20 protein-coding genes are annotated in these 19,521 nt (G+C 71.4%); 6 read left to right on the top strand and 14 right to left on the bottom strand.

Going from position 1 to position 19,521, the window contains the following annotated elements; genetic code table 11:
* Positions 1-77: 77 nt before the first annotated feature.
* The gene (cobF, locus tag AB0K03_RS03665; RefSeq protein WP_364679959.1) at positions 78-830 is read right to left on the bottom strand and encodes a precorrin-6A synthase (deacetylating); all 753 of its coding nucleotides are present in this window, start codon (positions 828-830) and stop codon (positions 78-80) included.
* Between the two features lie 26 nt (positions 831-856).
* Entirely contained in the window at positions 857-2,047 is a 1,191-nt protein-coding gene (dinB, locus tag AB0K03_RS03660; RefSeq protein WP_364679956.1) for a DNA polymerase IV, read from the bottom strand.
* 195 nt (positions 2,048-2,242) lie between these two features.
* Here dinB and AB0K03_RS03655 point away from each other — a divergent pair, with 195 nt between their 5' ends.
* From AB0K03_RS03655 to AB0K03_RS03645, 3 genes are all read left to right on the top strand, one after another.
* Complete coding sequence (locus tag AB0K03_RS03655) at positions 2,243-2,833, top strand: SMI1/KNR4 family protein (protein WP_364679954.1); 591 nt, start codon at positions 2,243-2,245, stop codon at positions 2,831-2,833.
* A 167-nt stretch (positions 2,834-3,000) separates the two neighbouring features.
* Positions 3,001-4,170: an ISL3 family transposase gene (locus AB0K03_RS03650; protein ID WP_364679951.1), complete on the top strand. Its 1,170-nt coding sequence runs from the start codon at positions 3,001-3,003 to the stop codon at positions 4,168-4,170.
* A gap of 185 nt (positions 4,171-4,355) precedes the next feature.
* Positions 4,356-5,342 carry a hypothetical protein gene (locus tag AB0K03_RS03645; protein ID WP_364679949.1) on the top strand — a complete coding sequence of 329 codons (987 nt, stop codon included), beginning with the start codon at positions 4,356-4,358 and terminating at the stop codon, positions 5,340-5,342.
* 64 nt (positions 5,343-5,406) lie between these two features.
* Here AB0K03_RS03645 and AB0K03_RS03640 read toward each other — a convergent pair whose 3' ends face one another.
* The gene (locus AB0K03_RS03640) at positions 5,407-5,868 is read right to left on the bottom strand and encodes a YfbM family protein (RefSeq protein ID WP_364679946.1); all 462 of its coding nucleotides are present in this window, start codon (positions 5,866-5,868) and stop codon (positions 5,407-5,409) included.
* A gap of 34 nt (positions 5,869-5,902) precedes the next feature.
* On the opposite strand from AB0K03_RS03640, the gene AB0K03_RS03635 reads away from it, so the two are divergent.
* Entirely contained in the window at positions 5,903-6,319 is a 417-nt protein-coding gene (locus AB0K03_RS03635) for a cupin domain-containing protein (RefSeq protein WP_364679940.1), read from the top strand.
* A gap of 150 nt (positions 6,320-6,469) precedes the next feature.
* Here AB0K03_RS03635 and AB0K03_RS03630 read toward each other — a convergent pair whose 3' ends face one another.
* Positions 6,470-7,117, bottom strand: coding sequence for a carbohydrate-binding protein (locus AB0K03_RS03630; RefSeq protein ID WP_364680719.1), 648 nt, complete (start codon positions 7,115-7,117; stop codon positions 6,470-6,472).
* Positions 7,118-7,444: 327 nt separating this feature from the next.
* Between AB0K03_RS03630 and AB0K03_RS03625 the strand changes: the two genes are divergently transcribed.
* A complete protein-coding gene (locus tag AB0K03_RS03625; protein ID WP_364679937.1) occupies positions 7,445-8,635 on the top strand; it encodes a glycoside hydrolase family 64 protein in 1,191 nt (396 codons plus the stop codon).
* Between the two features lie 3 nt (positions 8,636-8,638).
* On the opposite strand, the gene AB0K03_RS03620 is transcribed toward AB0K03_RS03625, so the two are convergent.
* Positions 8,639-9,172, bottom strand: a complete 534-nt coding sequence (locus AB0K03_RS03620) for a DUF3558 family protein (RefSeq protein ID WP_364679935.1) — start codon at positions 9,170-9,172, stop codon at positions 8,639-8,641.
* A gap of 73 nt (positions 9,173-9,245) precedes the next feature.
* Positions 9,246-10,151, bottom strand: coding sequence for a TIGR03619 family F420-dependent LLM class oxidoreductase (locus tag AB0K03_RS03615; RefSeq protein WP_364679932.1), 906 nt, complete (start codon positions 10,149-10,151; stop codon positions 9,246-9,248).
* A 349-nt stretch (positions 10,152-10,500) separates the two neighbouring features.
* Between AB0K03_RS03615 and AB0K03_RS03610 the strand changes: the two genes are divergently transcribed.
* Positions 10,501-11,394: a hypothetical protein gene (locus tag AB0K03_RS03610; RefSeq protein WP_364679929.1), complete on the top strand. Its 894-nt coding sequence runs from the start codon at positions 10,501-10,503 to the stop codon at positions 11,392-11,394.
* 49 nt (positions 11,395-11,443) lie between these two features.
* On the opposite strand, the gene AB0K03_RS03605 is transcribed toward AB0K03_RS03610, so the two are convergent.
* The 8 genes from AB0K03_RS03605 to AB0K03_RS03570 form a co-directional block, all read right to left on the bottom strand.
* A complete protein-coding gene (locus tag AB0K03_RS03605; protein WP_364679927.1) occupies positions 11,444-12,118 on the bottom strand; it encodes a DUF6766 family protein in 675 nt (224 codons plus the stop codon).
* Between the two features lie 83 nt (positions 12,119-12,201).
* Positions 12,202-12,597, bottom strand: coding sequence for a hypothetical protein (locus AB0K03_RS03600; RefSeq protein ID WP_364679925.1), 396 nt, complete (start codon positions 12,595-12,597; stop codon positions 12,202-12,204).
* 199 nt (positions 12,598-12,796) lie between these two features.
* Entirely contained in the window at positions 12,797-13,498 is a 702-nt protein-coding gene (locus tag AB0K03_RS03595) for a tetratricopeptide repeat protein (RefSeq protein WP_364679922.1), read from the bottom strand.
* Between the two features lie 38 nt (positions 13,499-13,536).
* Positions 13,537-14,178 (bottom strand): SDR family oxidoreductase, encoded by a 642-nt coding sequence (locus tag AB0K03_RS03590; protein WP_364679919.1) that lies wholly within the window; start codon positions 14,176-14,178, stop codon positions 13,537-13,539.
* Between the two features lie 4 nt (positions 14,179-14,182).
* Entirely contained in the window at positions 14,183-14,887 is a 705-nt protein-coding gene (locus tag AB0K03_RS03585) for a hypothetical protein (protein ID WP_364679917.1), read from the bottom strand.
* Positions 14,888-14,920: 33 nt separating this feature from the next.
* Positions 14,921-15,967 carry a LacI family DNA-binding transcriptional regulator gene (locus AB0K03_RS03580; protein ID WP_364679914.1) on the bottom strand — a complete coding sequence of 349 codons (1,047 nt, stop codon included), beginning with the start codon at positions 15,965-15,967 and terminating at the stop codon, positions 14,921-14,923.
* A 164-nt stretch (positions 15,968-16,131) separates the two neighbouring features.
* On the bottom strand, positions 16,132-17,385 hold the full coding sequence (locus AB0K03_RS03575; RefSeq protein WP_364679911.1) for a DUF1996 domain-containing protein: 1,254 nt from the start codon (positions 17,383-17,385) through the stop codon (positions 16,132-16,134).
* Positions 17,386-17,467: 82 nt separating this feature from the next.
* Positions 17,468-19,210, bottom strand: a complete 1,743-nt coding sequence (locus AB0K03_RS03570) for a discoidin domain-containing protein (RefSeq protein ID WP_364679909.1) — start codon at positions 19,208-19,210, stop codon at positions 17,468-17,470.
* Positions 19,211-19,521: the final 311 nt, after the last annotated feature.

The raw sequence follows: 19,521 nt of genomic DNA, 5'->3' as shown, positions 1-19,521 counted from the left end.
GGCCGCCGGCGGCCTCGCCGCGATGGCGGACGAGCTGGGCGAGCTGGTCGCGGCCTTCCGGATCTGACCGTACGGCCTCAGGTGCGGCGGCGCAGCAGGTACGTGTCCATGATCCAGCCGTGCCGCTCGCGGGCTTCGGCGCGCACCCGGCGGATCTCGTCGGCGACCTCGGCCAGCGGCCCGGAGATCAGCAGCTCGTCCGGCGTCCCGAGGTACGCGCCCCAGTAGATGTCGACGTCGCCCTCGACCGTCCCGAAGCTCTGGTGCGCGTCCAGCATCACGATCACGTCGTCCACCCCGGGCGGCCACTGCTCCGCGAGCCGCCGGCCGGTCGTCACCTGGAACGGCTGTCCCACCCGGTTCAGGCCGATCCGGTGCTTCGCGACGAGCGTGGAGACGCTGCTGATACCGGGCACGACCTCGTACTCGAAGCGGGTCCGGCCACGGGCCAGGATCTCCTCGAGGATCGCGATGGTGGAGTCGTAGAGCGACGGGTCGCCCCAGACCAGGAACGCGCCGATCTCGCCGTCGAGCAGGTGCTCGCTGATCAGCGCCTCGGTCACCTCGGAGCGGCGGTGCCGCCAGTCGGCGATCGTGCCCTCGTAGTCGGCGGGGCTGCGGTCGCGGTCGGGGTCGCGCCCCTCGGCGATGCGGCGGCCCGGTTTCCCGTACGCCTTGAGCATCCGGCGCCGCAGCTCGATCATGCTCTCCTTGGCCTCGCCCTTGTCGAGCAGGAAGAACACGTCCGTCCGGCCGATCGCCTTGGCTGCCTGCAGGGTCAGGTGGTCGGGGTCGCCGGCCCCGATCCCGATGACGTAGATCTTCCGCACGCCGTGCAGTCTGCCCGACACCCGGCTCAGTCCGGGAGGAGGGGCACGGAGGGGCTCAGCTCACGGCCCAGCGACGCCGCCCGGGTCACCGACGACGAGCCGAACCGATCGCGTACGGCGTCGAGCGCGCTGTCGAGGCCGTCGTCGTGCGGGTCGTCGAAGGGCAGCTCGAGCTGCACCGAGCCGTCGCTGTCCAGGTTGCCGACCGCCACCCCGACCAGCGTGATGCCGCGCTCCTCGATCAGCGGCCGGGCGGCGGTCAGCAGGCCGCGCGCGGTCTCGAGGATCGGCCGGGTCTGCATCGTGGCCTTGAGCAAACTCCGGGAGCGGGTGGCGCGGGTGAAGTCGCCGAAACGCAGCCGCAGCGTCACCGTCCGCCCGGCCCGGTTGGCCGCCCGCATCCGGCGGGTGACCCGGTCGACCAGCGCGGCGAGGGTGGCCTCGACCTCCGGGAACGGTCGCGGCCGGCGACCCAGGGCACACTGGGAGCCGATCGAGCCGCGCCGGTGCCCGACCCGGACGCGGCGGGGGTCGCGGTTGTGGGCGAGCGCGTGCAGGTGCCGGCCGGCGTGCGCGCCGAGCATGGTGACCAGGGCCGCCTCGCCGATCCGGGCGACGTGGCCGACCGTGCGGATCTGCCGCTCGCGCAGCTTGGCGGCGGTCACCGGGCCCACGCCCCAGAGCCGTTCGACCGGCAGCGGATGCAGGAACGCCAGCTCCTCGCCGGGCGGGACGACCAGCAGGCCGTCGGGCTTGCCCACCCCGCTGGCCACCTTCGCCAGGAACTTCGTCCGGGCCACCCCGACCGTGATCGGCAGGCCGGCCCGCTCGCGCACCTCCGCGCGCAGCCGTACGGCGATCTCGGTCGGCGTACCCCGGATCTTGAGCAGCCCGCCCACCTCGAGGAACGCCTCGTCGATCGAGATCCCCTCGACGATCGGCGTGGTGTCCCGGAAGACCTCGAAGACCGCCTTGCTCGCCGCCGAGTACGCCTTCATCCGCGGCGGGACGAGGACGGCCCCCGGGCAGAGGGCGCGCGCCTGAGCGATGCCCATCGGAGTCTTGACCCCGTACGCCTTCGCCTCGTAGCTGGCCGCCAGCACGACCCCGCCGCCGACCAGGACCGGCCGGCCCCGCAGCCCGGGGTCGTCGCGCTGCTCGACCGACGCGTAGAACGAGTCGAGGTCGGCGTGCAGGATGGTCGCCCGGTCAGTCACGGCGTCATCTTAGAACATATGTGCGACTACTCGGGTTTGTGTGGGTGATCTTCGGTCAACCGGCGCAAGTGTGGCCGGGAGCGCGGATCTCTCCACCGAATTCACCGGACCTGCGGGTTATCGCCTCTACGCTGCGGACATGGGTACCACCTTCCCGGCGCGGGACGATCGATGACTACTGGTCCAGTGCCCGCAGTGTGGCAGCGGCTCTCGGAGTGGCTGCACACACACGCACCCAGCACCGCGCAACGGCTGAACCCTCCCGCCGGAGAGCACCTGCTGCAGGCCTACGAGGCGGAGCTGGGGTATGCGCTACCCAGCGACCTGCGCGACTTCTGGCTACAGGTAGACGGAATGGACCTCGACGGAGGCTGGCCACCCGGCTACCTGATCCCACCGCTGTATCCACCTTTCAGCGTTGCGAAGTCTCGGAATTATCGGCGGATGCGCCTGCAGGTGGCCGGCGAGCATGCCGACGACGGGGAACTGGCGGCGATGAGCGCCGACCCTGCCGGGACGACGGACTCGATGCCGTTGTGGCTGCCGGAATGGATTCCTCCGGCCGGAGAGGCTGACGGCATGTTCGTCGACTGCCGCGGCGGAGCCATGCACGGCTGTGTCATGGAGTACTTCAAGTACGACGGAGCAGACGGCCCGGTGTGGCCGAGCGTGGCAGCGATGCTCACCGACATCGCCGACCGCCTGGACCGCATCGACGTCACAGCCGTCGACACGTCCCCCTCCGCTGATCCCCGGCAAGGCAACTGGGAGTTCCCCTGGGGCTGACGCGGCCGGCAACATGGCACAGCGCCCGGTGACCGGACGGCACGCCACTGAGACCGAACAGATCCGCGGGACTCATCGCGCCACCTGCATTACTCGTTGATCATGCTGTGCGGCTAACCACAGCATTCAACCGGATCCTTCGCCTATCTGGGGCGACAGTGCAGTCGGTGGCATTCACCGCGCAAGGGCTGGTGATCAGCCTCCGCCGGAGGCAGCGGCGCATGATGTGCCCATGCGGCACTCCGACGAAAGCCCGCTACGACTCGTCGCGGCGCCGGTGGCGGCATCTGGACTTCGGCGCCTGCCAGGTCTGGCTGGAGGCCGACATCCACCGCATCGACTGCCGAGCCTGCGCGAGGGTACGCACCGAGCAGGTGCCATGGGCCCGGCCGAACGCCCGGCACACCACCGATTTCGAGAACGTCGCCGCGTGGCTGGCCCAGCGGATGGACAAGGCGAGCATCGCCCGGCTGCTGCGCTGCTCGTGGGAAGCAGTCGACGCGATCGTCACCCGCGTCGTGGCCGACCACATCAATGACGCCCGACTCGACCGGCTCTACCGCATCGGCGTGGACGAAATCTCCTACAAGCGCGGCCACAAGTTCCTGACCATCGTCGCCGACCACGACACCGGAAACGTCGTCTGGGTCGGCAAAGAACGCTCCAAGGCCGCCTTCGAAGACTTCTTTACCGTGCTCGGCCCCGAACGCTCGGCCACGATCGAGGCGATCACCCTCGACGGGAGCAGCGTCTACCTCCCCGTCACACGCGAGCAGATCCCGCAAGCACGGATCTGCCTCGACCCCTTCCACGTCATCAAGTGGACCAACGAGGTCGTCGAATCGGTCTACCGAGCCGAAGCACCCACCATGCCGTCGGGCCCAGGCATGCCCGAGCGGCGCGACTGGCGCCGCGCCCGCTTCGCCGTCCGTGCCGGCCGAGAAAACCTCGACGGCCAGCACCGCCAGATCCTCGGTCTACTCCGCCGCCACCGCTACCGCCTCTGGCGCACGTGGGAACTCAAGGAACAACTTCGCGACCTCTACCGAACCACTGATCCCGCCGACGCCCGCGCCTACCTGAGACGCTGGTGCACCGCCGCGAAACGCAGCCGCATTCCTGCGTTCGTCAACCTCGTACGCCGGATCGAGAAACACGCCGAGGCCATCGTCGCCGCCGTTGAACTCGGCTTGTCCAACTCCCGCCTTGAAGGCATCAACGCCAAGATCCGGCTCATCCAACGACGGGGCTTCGGCTTCCGCAACCTGGACGCCCTCACCGCGGCCATCTACCTCTGCCTTGGCGGAGTCAACCTGGATCTGCCCATGGAAACCTGAGTATTCGCACATATGTACGACTCATCGGGGTGACCTCAACTTAGTGTCAATACCTGCGGTAAGCCGCCGGGTGCGCCGATGAGAACCGCCTCGGGTGACGGTGATCGGCTACAGGCGGGGTGCTCGTGGTTCTCAGGTCCTGGCCGGTTGGTCGGCGTATCGGTGTCGTCGCAGTATGCGGTGCGGTGGCAGTGCTGGCCGGGTTCGTCTCAGCGGCGCCGGCGCACTGGAACCCGATCAGCGGCTGGGAAGCCGCGCCCCGGCCGGTCGGCTCGGGCCTGACACTGCGCGGCATCATCGCGGCCGACGGCGCGAGTGCCCAGTTCAAGCCGGCCCTGGCGGTCGACCTGGCACCCACCCCGAGCGACCCCGACGGCACCCACGAACTGGTCCTGCAGGACGCCGCGGGTGTGGTGGTGCACAGGGTGCGGTTCACCCCCGAGCACCAGGACGCCGACGCGGGGCCGGACGGCGCCGGGGCCGGCCCGCAGGCGTCGCTGTTCACCGTCGTCGTCCCCGCCGACCTGACCGGCGTCGCCCGGGTGCAGCTCCGCACCGCCGGCGGTCGCACCCTGGCCACCACGACAGCCACGACGGCCACGACGGCCGTGCCGACGGTCTCGGTCGACGTTCCTGCGACGGGCGCCGAGCGGCTCACTATCTCCTGGTCGTCGGCGGCCGCCGGATCGGCCCCGCTGTCCCACACCGTGCTGTACAGCGCGGACGGCGGTGCCAGCTGGCAGGTCATCGGGGTCGGCCTCACCGGCTCGTCGATGTCGGCGCCGCGATGGTCGCTGCCCGGCAGCAGCCACGCCCAGGTCAAGGTGATCGCCGGCGACGGAGTCCATAGCACCGCGGCGGTCTCCGCGACGTTCTCGCTGCCCGATCTGGCGCCTATCGTCAGTGTGTCCGCCCCGGTGGCGGGGAAGGTGTTCACCGGCGAACAGGGCATCGTGTTCGGCGCCCAGGCCTACGACGCCGAGGACGGCAGCCTCCACGACGCCGCCGTGCAGTGGTCCTCGGACCGCGACGGCCTGCTCGGCACCGGGCTTTGGCTGCCGCGGAACGCCGACGAGCTCAGCGAGGGCGAGCACGTCATCTCCGTCACCGCCCGCGACTCGGCGGGCCATACGGGCACCGCCACGGTCCGGATCAGGGTGGTTTCCGCGTAGACCTCCGGCGGCGGCCGCGGTCGGCCGCGCCCTGCCGAGAGCGCGCGCGGCACCGCCGGCGTGATCAGGCGATGGTCAGCAGCACTGCCTGGTGCTGCCCGGCCGCAGTGAGGTAGAACGACCTGAGCTTGTCGAAGTTGGGCAGCAGGTACGTGTCGAGCACGTCGTCCTCGTCCCAGATGCCGGGGTAGATCTCCGCCTCCTTGAGGGCCGCCGCGTCGTAGCGGCTCCGCAGCGCGGCGGCGTCCACGTCGCGCAGCCCGGCGGCGATCGCCGCGACCTGGTCCGGGGTGAGCAGGCGCGCGTCGTGCCCTTCCTCCTCGGCGATCGGGTCGCCGCCGAGCACCGCCTCGCCCGCGCCCGGGGTCGTCTCCCAGGCGTTGCCGGCGAGCAGGAAGTGGATCCCGTGCCAGGCCTTGTCGAGGTCCACCTCGGCCTCGCCGCGCGTTTCCAGGAGCGACGGGTCGGTCGCCAGGTCCCGCGCCTGCTCGGAGGTCAGCCGGCGGCCCGCGAAGATCATGCCCATGGCGGGCAGTCTGCCAGACGCCGAGAATGGGGCCATGACGACGCGACCGCCGCTGGCCGAGGCCCTCGATCTGCAACCCCACCCGGAGGGCGGGTGGTTCCGCGAGACCTTCCGGTCGCGCGTCGTCTTCGAACCCGACGGGTACGCGGGCCCGCGCGCCGCCGCCACCGGGATCTACTTCCTGCTCCAGCCCGGCGAGTCGTCGGCCTGGCACGTGGTGCGGTCCGACGAGCTGTGGTTCCTGCACTCGGGCACGCTCGAGCTGCGCCTGGGCGGGAGCGGGGAGAAGCCGGTCGAGCCGGGCGACGTGGTGCTGGTGGACGCCCGGAACCCGCAGGCGCTCGTGCCGGCGGGGGTGTGGCAGAGCGCGTACCCGGTGGGTGGCGAGCCGGCGCTGGTCAGCTGTGTGGTCTCGCCGGGCTTCGACTTCGCCGACTTCCGGATGCAGTGAGCTCGAGGCCCGGCACGATAACGGCGTGCTGACGCTGCGGATCCCGGTCGCCGAGCGGGCGAAGCCCCGCCGGATCGAGGTCTCCGCGGCGCGAGCCGGTGACCGATTGCAGGCGGCGCATCCCGGAAGGGTGCGCCGCCTGCGGCGTCTTCAGTGGCCGAAGGCGAAGTAGTTCAGGTTGAGGAACTCCGTGCCGCTGTCGCTCGCGAACGTGATGAACAGCGTGTGCAGGCCGGTCGTCGGCGTGATCACGGTGGTCTGGGTCTGCCAGTTCTGCCAGCCGCCCATGTTGCCCACGGTCAGCCCTCCGATCGGCGCCGCGGCCGGGCTGTCGAGGCGCAGCTCGACCCGGCCGGTGACGCCGTCGCCCACGTCCGAGGCGACCCGCGCGGCGAACCGGGTGGCCGGCGTCGTGCCGAAGTTGACCTGGTCGTAGCGCAGCCAGTCGCCGTTGTTGACCCACCCGACGTTCTGGCCGCCGCCCTCGTCCTCGGTGTCCTCGTACTCCGTGCCCTGCTGGTTGGTGGCGCTCTCTGCCTGGATCGTGGTGTACGCGTCGATCCCGCCGACCGGCGCCTCCTCCTCCGTCTCCGAAGGGCTCGGCGACGGGGACGGCGATGACGGCGGGGGCGCGACAGGTGCGGCGGCGGCCGGCGCGGGATCCGCCGAGCCGTCCTGCAGGCGCCCGAGGAGATAACCGAGCAGCAGCAGGGCCAGGCCGGCCGCGGCGAGCGCGACGCGGCGCCGGGTGACCCTCGAGCGCGAGTGGTACACCCCGGGCGGTGCCGGTGCGGGCATGCTCACGGGTCGAGAGAATAGCGGACCACTGTGATGAGCGACGAAATAACGCACCGTAGCCAGGGTGCGAGGCCGGTCGACCCCGCTCGCTGATGACCAATGCGGAAGATTTCCTGGTGTGCTAAGGGCTCCGGCCATCGGTTGACATCTCTGGACCGCCGTACCATGGTGGTGAGAGCGCTCTCACCGCCGAGGCGGCGATGCGGAGCGTGACGGTCAGGACGCATCCCCCTTCCGTGTCCGCCCCCGAAGCGCTCCTGGCCGGCGTGGGATCCCTCCCGGCCGGACGCCGGGCCCCGCCACCGGGGGCCGGACACTGGAGTGCCTGTGCGACTGAATCGCAAAACCCTGCTCGGACTCGCCGTCGCGGCTGTCGCCGTGCCCGCGGCCATCGCGGTCATCCCCACCGCGCAAGCCGCCACCGGGCCGGACGTGCTGCCGCTGACGGTCACCAACGACTCCGGACGCAGCGAGGCCGTGCACCTGTACGTGCTCGGCGAATCCGGAGGCAAGCTCGGCTATGTCACCGAGGCCGGGACGTTCACGCCGTGGACCGGTGGCGCGAACCCGCCCGTACCGGCGCCGGACGTGTCGATCGCCGGGCCGGCGAACGGGGCCAGCAAGACCATCGGCGTGCCGCGCGGTCTGTCCGGCCGGATGTACATGTCGTTCGGCGACAAGCTCGACTTCAAGCTGAGCCAGGACGGCGGCCTCGTGCAGCCCGCGCCCTGGGCCGCCGGGGACGCCAACAGCGACATCCTGTTCGACTGGAGCGAGTTCACGTTCAACGACGCCGGGGTGTTCCTCAACAGCTCGCAGGTGGACATGTTCGCCGTGCCGCACGAGGTCAGCGTGACCGGCTCGGACAGCCGGACCCAGGCGACCGGCGAGCTGAAGCCGGGTGGGCGTGGCGCCGTCGTCGACGCCATGAAGGCCGACCCCGAGTTCGCCAAGCTCGTGCAGACCCGCGACGACGGGACCGTGCTGCGGGTGCTCTCGCCGGGCAAGGGCGCCGACGGTGGCTCCTTCGACCCGGACTACCTCGCGTCCTACATCGACGAGGCGTGGGCCGCGTACGCGACCACCGACCTGGTCGTGAAGCCGTTCGCCGACCAGCCCGACAAGGTCTTCAAGGGCCGTACCGCCGGCGACGTCATGACCTTCACCGACGGCAGCGGGGCGCAGGTCGCCACGTTCACCAAGCCGAGCACGGCCAACGTCTGGGGCTGCGACGGCAACCTCGGCGCGCCGAACGACCTGGTCGTCGGCCCGATCGCGCGCAGCCTGTGCGCGGCGCTGCAGCGCACCACGCTGGGCTCGCAGCCGGTCGAGCCGAGCACGGATCCGTCCACGTTCTACCGCAACGACCCGACCAACGAGTACGCCAAGGTCATCCACGAGCAGATGGTCGACGGCAAGGCGTACGCGTTCGCCTTCGACGACGTCGCCAACCAGGAGTCGCTGGTGCACGACGGCAACCCCACCTCGATCGGCATCACGCTGACGCCGTTCGAGTAGGCGTCAGATCCGGGTCATCAGCACCTTGGCGATCTTCTTCGCCTCGGCCAGGTTCTCGTCGTCGCTGTCGCCGCGGGCGTACACGTCGATCGAGACCGTGCCGTAGAGGACGTACAGGTGGCCGGCGAGGGCGAAGGCGTCCTCGCCGACCCCGTCCACCGGGGTGGCGCCGTCGATCGTGACGGTGAAGTCGCTTTCGGTCGTGCGCGACAGGAAGACGGCGAGCTGGCCGCCCGGCTGCTGCCACTGGCAGAAGCGGGTGGTGTCACCGGGCTTCGCGCCGTCCTCGTCGGTCCGGGTGATGCCCCGGCCGGTCAGGCTCTCGACCTCGGCGTCGCTGAGCAGCGTGCACGGGTCGGGGATGTCGCCGGAGTCCTTCACGGAGTCGCCGAGCCCGCTCGCCGACGACGGCGTCGGCGACGGGGCCGGCCGGGTTGCGGTGGGAGCCGGAGCCGCGTCGGCGCCGGTGACGGCACCGCATCCGGTGGCGGAGACGACGCAGACGGCGGCGACGAGGGCGGCGAGGCAGCGCTTCATGGCGTCACACTGCCGTCCCCGAGGGCCGGCAGGAAGGACCGGGACCCCGGGCTGACACGATTGCGGGAGATCTTCAGCCGTTCGGTGCCAGCGCGGTGAGGATCTCCTCGGCCCGCTCGCCGGCCGCGCGCGGGTCCGCATCCGGAGAGCCGATCGCCGGGTCCCAGTTGAGGTCGTAGAACAGTTCGGTGACACCGGCCTCCGCGTACCGCTGCGCGCCGTCGCGGATCTGGTCCCACGTGCCCGACAGCGGCACGGCGTCGTCGCGCAGGCCGGCCTTGACCACGCCGCGCACCACGATCCGGACGGCGCCGGGATCCCGGCCCGCCTCCTCCGCGGCCCGCCGCACGATCTGCGCGCCCCGGGCGATGTCCGGCAGGCTCGCGCGGCTGCTGCTCACCCAGCCCGCGGCGATCCGCCCGGCCCGGCGCAACGCGACGTCGGCCGTCCCGCCGAGCAGGATCGGCGGGCCGCCGGGCTGCACGGGCGGCGGTGCCATGCGGCTCGGCGGCACCCGGTAGAACTCGCCCTCGACCGAGGCCACCTCGCCGGCGAAGAGGGTCCGCAGCACCCGCAGATACTCCTCGGTGCGCCGGCCCCGCGGGTTCGGGTCGGAGCCGGTCGCCGCGAACTCCACGTCGGACCAGCCGGTGCCCAGCCCCAGGTCGAAGCGGCCGCCGGAGAGCACGTCCAGGGTCGTGGCCTGCTTGGCGAGGTACGTGGGGGACAGGTACGGCAGGTTGATCACCGCGACGCCGAGCCGGACGGCGGAGGTGCGGGCGGCGGCGTACGTCAGCGCCAGCATCGGGTCGAGCACGCTACGGTAAACCGGCGCGAGGTCCTGTCCCTCGCCGGCGAGCAGCCGCTGGAACGCCCACAGCCCGTGGTAGCCGAGCTCCTCGGCGCGCATCGCGAAGCCGGACACCGACAGGGGATCGGCCCAGACCCCGGACACGGGGCAGCCGCAGCTGATCAACATGCGAATCACCGTACTGCCCGGGGCGGCGGCGAGGTGTCACCGGCTCATGACAATCGGCCAGATTGAACCGCGGAATCTCAGAAGGCGGTATTTACCGGGTGAACCGGAATCGCGATCGCCCGCCCGGGGTACTCAGGCGGCCCGAATTCGCGCCATCATCGGGCCGTCGGTCCGATCCGAGGAGACAAGGAGCACGACCCCATGAGCGACCCGCCCGGACCGCAGCGCCAGGACCCCCTGAACGCCGAGGATCGCGCCGCGGGCGAGCAGTACGCCGGCGACCACGACCCCGGGCCCGCCGAGGACTACGCGGGCGACCCCGTCCCCGACCCCTGGGAGGAGGAGCCGGATGGCCAGCTGGATTCTGGTGCCGTGCCTGGTCTCTCTACGTAACGAGTTCAACCAGCTGGCGCCGAACCGGGACAAGGCCTCGGACGGCTCCATCGGGGACACCTCCCACGCGGCGAGCTCGTCGGACCACAACCCCGACGAGACCGGCAACACGCCGTACGAGGACAGCGACAACATCAACGAGGTCCACGCCATCGATGTGGACGACGACCTGCGCAAGTCCGGCTGGACCATGACCAAGTGCGTGGAGATCATCGTCACGCGTCACCGGGAGGGCCGCGACGACCGGCTGCAGAACGTCATCTACAACCGCCGGATCTGGTCCCGGTCCTGGGGCTGGACGGCGCGTTCCTACACCGGGGCGAGTCCCCACACCGAGCACGCGCACTTCTCCGCGCGTTACACCACCGCCCAGGAGCGCGACACCAGCCCCTGGGGACTGCTGGAGGCAGACGACGTGACCAAGAGCGAGTTCACCGCCTGGATGACGGAGTGGGCGCGCAGCGCCGCCGGACGCGAGGCCCTGGCCCGGGCCGTGCTGGCGTACGACCCCGGCAAGTCGTCCAACGGCTCCATCCCCCCGGGTGGCATCGCGAACCCCGGCTCCGACGCCGCCACCAACCCGACCGTCGGCGCGAACTGGGCGCTCAACCGGGCCATCGTCGCGTCGGTGCTGGGCTACCAGATCCGTGACCGGGTGGACCACGTGCAGGCCAGCATCGACGCGCTGGCCAAGACCGCGGCCGCGCCGGTGGGGGAGCAGGTCAGCGCGCGGACCGCGCTGGACGCCGTCGGCAACGGCCGGCTGTCGCCCGAGGAGACCGCGGCCGCGCTGCGGGCCGCGCTGGGCGAGGAGGGCGCGGCGAGCGTCGGACGGCTGCTCGCCGGCTGAAAATCTTCGGTACGGGGTGGGCGCCGCGGTGCCCACCCCGCGCCGCGCGTCAGTTCTCGTCGCCCGTGGCGGTGTGCGGCGAGCCGACGGGCTTGGACTGCGACGAGCCGCGCTGGCGCAGGTAGATCGCCAGGATCGCCATCGACGCCACCGCGAGCAGCTCGGACTGCCAGTTCTGCAGCGTACGGTTCCAGAAGTCCGGCGCCGCGAGGTACTGCGCCGGGCTCAACGGGTCCTCGAGGTTGCCCAGCTGCTCCTCGTTGAACGCGGCCCGGCCCGCGATGAACTGCGCGAGCCACGAGACGATGAAGATGGCCCCCATCACCAGGCCCAGCGAGTTCGAGAACAGGAACAGCTGGAAGCCACGGGCCCGCGCCCACTTCGGGGAGTTCTCCTCGGCGTACGGGCCGATCTTCTGGTCCTGCTCGGACTCGCGGCCGACCTTGTTCAGCTCCTTGGACTCGGGGGAGCCCTTCTGCACCAGCCACACGGTCAGGTAGATGAAGAGGAAGAACTGCAGGTACTCCGACTGCCAGTTCTCCGCCACGTCCGCCGCGAAGCTCGCCGAGGTGACGTAGCGGGCGAAGCCGATCCGCGGCAGGCCCTCGGCGAGCTGCTGCTGGTTGTAGTCGGCCACCCCGGCGAACGCCTGCCCGGCCAGCACGAGCAGGAACAGCAGGCCGAAGGTCAGACCGAGGGCGTTCTCCTTGACGAACCGCTTCACCGGTGCAGCACCCCCAGCGTGATGAAGTAGGCCAGCCCGACGGCCACCACGACCAGCAGCAGGACGAACAGCGCACGCATTGCTCACCCTCCCTGGATCGCGCAGTCGTACGGCTTGTCGCCGCGCGGTGTGCAGCCCGCCGCCACCACCCGCCAGCCGCCGGGGAAGACGGCGAGGAAGAGCGTGTCGCCGGTCAGCCGGACCTGGGCCCACTGGCCGTACACGTCGGTGCCGGTGACCGGGCCCGGCGCCGGCAGGTCCTCGTCGAGGATGGCCTGGTCGCACGGCTGACCGGCGGCCGACTCGACCGCCTCGAGGGTGTCCGGGGCCAGCGTGGCGCACGCCGCCGCCCCGTCGCGGCCGTCGACCGCGGTCAGCAACCTCAGCGCCACGCCGGCGGCGGCGTCACCGCGCTCGCCGACCGATCCGCAGCCCGCCAGCCCCGCCAGCAGCAGCGCGGGAATCACTCGCCTCAGCACGAGCCGCGCTTTCCCAGGACCGACCGTTTCCAATCATCGAAGATCGTGACGGTGTCAGTTGCTGTAGACCCGCGACGGCGTGATGAGCACGGCCGTACGCCGCTGCTCGGCCATCACCCGGTCGTACTCGTCCCAGTCGTGGCGACCACGGCCGGGCCGCTGTCCTCGCGGACCAGGCCCCAGGCCTCCTCGAGCGTGGTCACGCCGCGGCCTCCGCCTCGCGCAGGAACCGCTCGATCCACTCGATGCGCTGCGCGCTCAGCCCGGCGTCGCGGGCCTGCTGCAGGGCCTGGCGGACGTGGGCGAGGCCCTGCTCGCGCAGGCCGTCGGCGATCTCGGCCAGGCCGAGCGCCACCGTGCCGCCCGGGATCCAGCGCGGATCCCCCAGCTCGGCGCGCAGGTCGTGGGAGATCCGCAGGTGGTGCAGGGCGCGGTCGGACCCCAGGTCGTCGAGGGTGTGGAAGAAGCCGATGTGCCGGTGCAGCTCGCTGCGCAGCAGCAGGTCGCCGTGCTGCTCGGCCAACTCCAGCGCTTCGTGGTAGCACGGCATCGCCGTGTCCCAGTCGCCCCGCAGCACCTGGTGGACGAGTCCGAGGCCGAAGAGCGACTCGGCGACGCCGGCCGGGTCGTCCAGCTCCCGCCGGATCGCCAGAGCCTGCTCGAACAGCCGCTGCTCGGTGTCGGCGTCGGCCTGCGCCGGGTCACCCTCGATCGCCCGGAAGTGGGCGAGCATCCCCATCCGGTCGAGCGCGGCCGCCTCGAGTGCCCGGTCGCCGTCGGACCGGGCCCTCTCCAGCAGGCCGGTGAAGGTGGCTTCCGCCGCGGAGTAGTCGCCGGTGCGGAACGCCGCCTCGTACATGGCCTCGTTGCCGGCCGTCAGTGTGTCCCCCGTCGTCCCCATACGCGCCACGCTACTGCCGTGGCAGGCGGCGCGGGCCCCTAAAGGGAGTCGACCGCCTCGGGGACGGGGGTGTCGCCGCCGAAGAGCTCGAAGGTGAGGCCGACCGTCCGCGGTGAGCTCAGCACGTACGCCAGCACGGCCGCCACGTCGTCGCGCGGCACCGGCCCGCGGCCGCCGAGCTCCCGGCTCATCCGGACCAGGCCGGTGCCCGGGTCGTCGGTCAGCGACCCCGGCCGCACGATCGTCGCGTCCAGGCCCGAGGCCCGCACGTAGTCGTCCGCCTCCGCCTTGGCCAGCAGGTACGGCCGCATCGTGTCGCCCGCGGACTCCGGGCGGTCGGCGCCGATCGACGAGACCATCACGTAGCGGCGTACCCCCGTGGAGAGGGCCGCGTCGGCGAGCTTGACCGCGCCGCCCAGGTCGACCGTCCGCTTGCGCTCGGGCCCGCTGCCCGGCCCGGCGCCGGCGGCGAAGACCACGGCGTCGGCGCCGCGCACGTACGCGTCGAGCGTCTCGTCCCGCTCGAGGTCGCCGAGCACCGGCACGGCGCCGGCGGCCTCCAGATCGGCGGCGTGCGCGGGCGACCGGACGAGTCCGCGGGCGGTGTGTCCCTGCTCGGCGAGGAGCCGCAGGAGGCGGAGCGCGATCTTGCCGTGCCCGCCGGCGACGAGAATGTCCATGGGCTCAGTCTTCTCCGTTCCGGACCGCTGTGAACGCGACGTCGCTCACGTCGGCGGCCACCTCGGTGAAGTCGGTGCCGTACGCCTCCGGTTCCCGGATCCGCAGGACGAGGCAGAACGGCCGGTCGGTGCCGTACTGCCGGAGCAGGTCGCGGTGGTGGTCCGCCAGGTAGCGGGCCGCCGCCAGGTTGCCGTCGGAGCTGAGCCCGCCGAGGAGGTGCACCGGCCGGCCGGCCGTCGGCGCCTGGAACCGCGCCAGGATCGCGTAGCGGACGTCGCGGCTGTTGGCGTACCGGGTCGCTCCGATCATGAAGGAGTTTCCCTCGTCGGGGCGGTATTCCACTCCCGGCAGGACCGTCCGCAGGTGAACGGCCGCACGGGGGTTCGCCGAGGGGCCGCCGACGCAGAACTCGGTCACCCGGCCCAGTTCCTGGCGCAGCTCCGCGCCGCCGATGACGTCGGCGCGGGCGCCGCACTCGCGGACCAGGGTCGCCAGCTCCACCAGGGCGGCCACATCCCGGCGGTGCACGCTGTCGTCGCTGGGCGACGAGAAGTGCCGCGACGCCACCAGCAGGCTGCCGGCGCCGGGGGTGAGCCCGAAGAAAGCGCGTTCCCGATCGAGGCGCCGGCGCCGGACGGCGAACTGCGCCAGCCACACCGCGGCGCCGGCGATGACGCTGGCGAGAAGATTGATCAGCAGGTCGCCCACGCAATCATGGTGACCGATGCCGCCCGGGGGTGATCAGGCGGACTCGCGGATCACCAGGGTGGGCTGGAAGGTCACCGAGCGGGGGAGCCGGCCCGGCGAGGCGATGTGGGCCATGAGGACCTCGGCCATCTCGGCCGCCATCTCCTCCACCGGCTGCCGGACGGTGGTCAGCAGCGGCCGGCAGTCCAGCGCCGCGCTGCTGTCGTCGAAGCCGACCACGGCGACGTCCTCGGGCACCCGGCGGCCGAGGTCCTGCACGGCACGCAGCGCGCCCTCGGCCATGAGGTCGCTGGCGACGAAGAGCCCGTCGATGTCCGGATGCTCGGCGAGCAGGCGCCGGGCGCACTCCTCGCCGCCGTGCCGGGTGAAGTCGCCCTCCAGCCACGGCACGTCGGTGCAGCCCCGGTCGGCCAGGTACGACCGGAAGCCGTCGAGCCGGTCCTGGCCGGCCGGCATGTCGAGTGGCCCGCTGATCGTGGCAAGCCGGCGGCAGCCCCGGGCGAGCAGGTGCTCCGCGGCGAGCCGGGCGCCGAGGCGCTGGTCGACGTCAACGAAGCTGGCCGCCAGCGGGGAGGCCGGCCGGGCCGAGACGACCGCCGGGATGCCGAGCTCGTGCACCTGCCGGGGCAGCGGATCCTGCTCGTGGCTGCTGATCAGCAGAACCCCGTCGACGTGGCCCTGCCGCAGGTAGCGCAGCACGTGATGGTGGTCGGTGGAGTCGGTCGGGATGATCACCAGGTGGATGTCGTGGGGGCGCAGCGCGCTGGTCGCCCCGGCGGTGACCCGGCCGAAGTACGGGTCGGTGAAGATCCGGTTCAAAAACGAGGAGTCGTACGGGCGGTCGGGCTCGGAAATGACCAGCGCGACCGAGTTGGACTTGCGGGTGACCAGGGAGCGGGCCGCGACGTTGGGCACGTACCCGGTCTCGGCGATGGCCCGCTGGACCATCTCCCGGATCTTCGCGTCGACGCTGGGCGCGCCGTTGATCACCCGGGACACGGTCGCCCGCGACACCCCGGCCGCCTCGGCGACCTGGTCCATCGTCGGGTGCTGGCCGCCGCGTCCGGCCCGGGGATTCATGGCGTCTGTTATAGCACCGGCCCGGATTTCTCTGAGAGCGCTTTCCGGCCCCCGGGCGCCGCGGCCGGTGGGTGCGGGTGCGGGCCCGGGGCCCCGGCCGGTGGGTGCGGGTCCCCGATCCCGGCCGCCGGTGCCGGGGGTGGCGCCGGCGGCCGGGGCGGACATCAGGGACGGCCGTTCGTGCCGCACTTGACGATGACGCGGATGCAGTCGTTCACCCGGCGGGCCATCTCGTCCACCGGCCACGCGTTGAAGAAGTCGCCGTGCATCGTGTACCCGCGCCCCGACGCCAGCCGGAAGCCGGCCGGGTTGCCGTTGACCGGGTAGCGCATGACCTGGCGCAGCTTCGGCACGACCACCGGGTGGGTGGCCGGGCAGGCGTTGTCCACCGGGTACGCCATGTGGCTCTTGTGGTCCGGCGAGTCCAGGTTCACCCCGTCCCAGCAGTGCGGGAAGTCCAGGTACGACTCCAGCATCGACCCGGGCGGGCAGGTGACGAAGTCGTGCGACGGGTTCACCTCGCCGGCGCCCAGGCAGGACCACCGCGAGATCGTGGTGTCGTCCGGGCCGGTGGCGCGCGCGTTGCCCGCGACGATGCGCAGGCCCAGCGGGAACGGCTGGGTCTGGGCGATCAGCGCGTCGCTGACCCCCTCGCCGAGGTAGTAGAAGACGCCGGTGGCCGGCTCGACCGGGACGTCGTTGTCGTAGAAGGTCGGGATCCAGTACGCCGACTTGTCCACCGACGGGTTGCAGTTGCTGTTCGCGTTGAGCAGGTCGGTGACCGTCGTGCTCGCCTTGGTCGTCTCGCTGCCGAAGAAGCTGTGCATGTGCGAGGCGCCGGGCATGTTCGGGAAGACGATCGGGTCGTCGGGCAGGCGGTGACTGGCCGGGCAGTCGGCCAGGAACTCCGCGACGCGTACGGCGCCCGGCGGGATCGTCGGCGGGGGAGCGGTGCCGCCGCCGGTGCCGTACACCTCGAACTCGGTGAGCGAGACGCCCCACTGGGTGGCGCGGGCCGGCGCCTCGAGCCGGACGAAGCGGCCGGAGCCGGAGACCGCGACGCTCTGCCGGCCGCCGGTGCCGGCGACGTCGGTCTTGAGATCGGTCCAGGTGCTGCCGTTCGCCGAGATCCTCAGGCTGAAGGTCTTCGCGTACGCGGCCTCCCAGTTCAACACGACGGACGAGACGGTGGCCGTGCCGCCGAGGTCGACCTGGAGCCATTGCGGGTCGCTGAACGCGCTGGACCAGCGGGTGCCCGGGTTGCCGTCGACGGCGTTCGAGGCGGGGAAGGCCGCGGACTCGGTCGACGATGCGGTGGCCGTACGTCCCTGGGAGAGCAGGCTGTCCGCCGCGGCCTGGGCGGTGACCGGAGAAAGAAGCATGAGGGCGGCGGCGGAAGCCGCCAGAGCTAGGCGCATGGGGTGTCCTCTTCCTGGGGGAGAAGGGGTGCCGGGGCGGAGATGGGGGCTCCGCCCCGGCGAGATGGATGCCGCCGTCAGGTCACTGATAGACCCGGACGTAGTCGACGAGCATCCGGGCGGGGAACGGGGTGGAAGCGTCGATCGGGCCGGGGAAGTCGCCGCCGACCGCGAGGTTGAGGATGATGTAGAACGGGTGGTCGAAGATCCACGGACCGCGGGTCGCCTCGACGGTCGCCTTGCCGGCGTAGAAGACCTGGTTGCCGTCGAGCAGGAACTTGATGCCCTTGCTGTCCCACTCGGCCGCCCAGACGTGGAAGTCCTGCGACAGGTCCACGGTGGCGTACTTCTGGCCGTAGCCGCCGGCGCCGTTGTACTGCGGGGCGTGCAGCGTCGAGTAGGCCTCGCTGGTGTTGCGGCCGAGGACCTCCATGATGTCGACCTCGCCGTTGTACGGCCACGGGCGTCCGGTGAGGAAGTCGGCGCCCATCATCCAGAACGCCGGCCACAGCCCGTTGCCCTTCGGGACCTTGATGCGGGCCTCGATGCGGCCGTACTGGACGTGGAACTTGTTGCCGGTGTTCATCCGCGCCGAGGTGTAGTCGCGGCCGTTGACGCTCTCCTTGCGGGCCTCGATCACCAGCTGGCCCTGGCCGTTCATCTGCGCGTTGTTGCTGTTCTCGGTGTAGTACTGGACCTCACCGTTCTGCGGGAAGCCCGGGTCGTAGGTCCACTTCGCGGTGCTCGGCTTCGTGCCGGCCGGGTCGTTGAACTCGTCCTGGAAGACCAGCCGGGTGGCCGGGAACGCCGGGTCGGCGGGCTTGGCCGGCGGCGTGGTCGGCGCGCCGCCGGTGCCGTACACGTTGAAGTCGTACAGCGAGTAGCCGTACGGGCCGGACCGGGCGGTGCCGTACATCCGCACGTAGCGGCCGGAACCGGAGACGTTGAGGACCTCCTTGAAGCCTTTGCCGGTCGTCGTCGAGTAGATGTCGGTCCAGGTGCTCGCGTTCGGCGACACCTGGATCTTGTATGCGGTGGCGTACGCCGGGTCCCACTGCAGCTCGACCCGGCTGATCTGTGCGGTCGCGCCGAGGTCGACGTAGATCCAGCCCGGGTCCACCCAGCCGGTGGTCGAGCTGGTCGCCCAGCGGGTCGCCGGGTCCAGGTCGAACGCCTTGCCCGCGGTGCACGGGTTGCAGTTCACGTCGTTCTGCTCGCTGGAGGCCACGCCCTGCTTGTTGTACGACAGCAGCACCGCGCTGCCCGACGGCGGGGTGGTGGGCGGCGTCGTGGGCGGTGCAGTCGTGCCGTCGGCGTACACCTGGAACTCCCACAGCGAGTAGCCATAGATGGACAGGGCTCGCTCGGTGAGGTTCAGCCGTACGAAGCGGGCGCTGCCGGTGACGGGGATGTTCTGCACGCCGGCGTTGCCGCGCAACGTGTTCGTGGCGTTGGTGAACGTGGTGCCGTTCGTGGAGAACTGCACGGTGAAGGCGGTCGCGTACGCGGCCTCCCAGTTCAGGTTGACCCGGGTGACCGCCATCGTGGACCCGAGGTCGACCTGGATCCACTGGTTGGCGGAGAACGCGCTCGACCAGCGGGTGCCGGTGTTGCCGTCGGTGGCGGCGGAGGCGGGGGTGCCCTCCCACTCGACGGACGAGGCGGTGGTCAGCTTGCCCTGCGAGACGACGACCTCGGCCGCGGCAGCGGTACCGGTCGTGGCGACGAAGTAGGCGCCGAGCAGGCCGAGCAGGGAGGCGCCGAGGGCGGCCAGGCGGACCCGGCCACGTCTGCGGCCACCACCTCGGAACACAGCGGAACTCATACGGGGGTTCCTCCTTGCGGGGAATGAGGAAGAGGGGATGGGGATGGGGATGGATGTGTCGTACTGGTTACCGAGCGACTACAAGTGGGGGAAAGCGCTCTTTGGTAAGCCACTCTGAACCGTCCACTTCACGGGTGTCAATGCCTGGTCACGGCTCGGGAAGCGCTTTCTCGAGAGCGTTCTCGCGTCTCCGCAGGTAGACGCCGTACGGGCGGTGGAAGGGGCGTCAGGTTCCGGAACCGAGCGACCGCGTCATCATGAGCGCCAGGTCGTCGTCCACCCGTACGGCCGTCGAGCCCGGCGGTGGGGGA

The organism is Actinoplanes sp. NPDC049316, from assembly GCF_040677315.1.
Taxonomy (GTDB): domain Bacteria; phylum Actinomycetota; class Actinomycetes; order Mycobacteriales; family Micromonosporaceae; genus Actinoplanes.
This window is presented reverse-complemented; position numbering and strand designations above follow the sequence as displayed.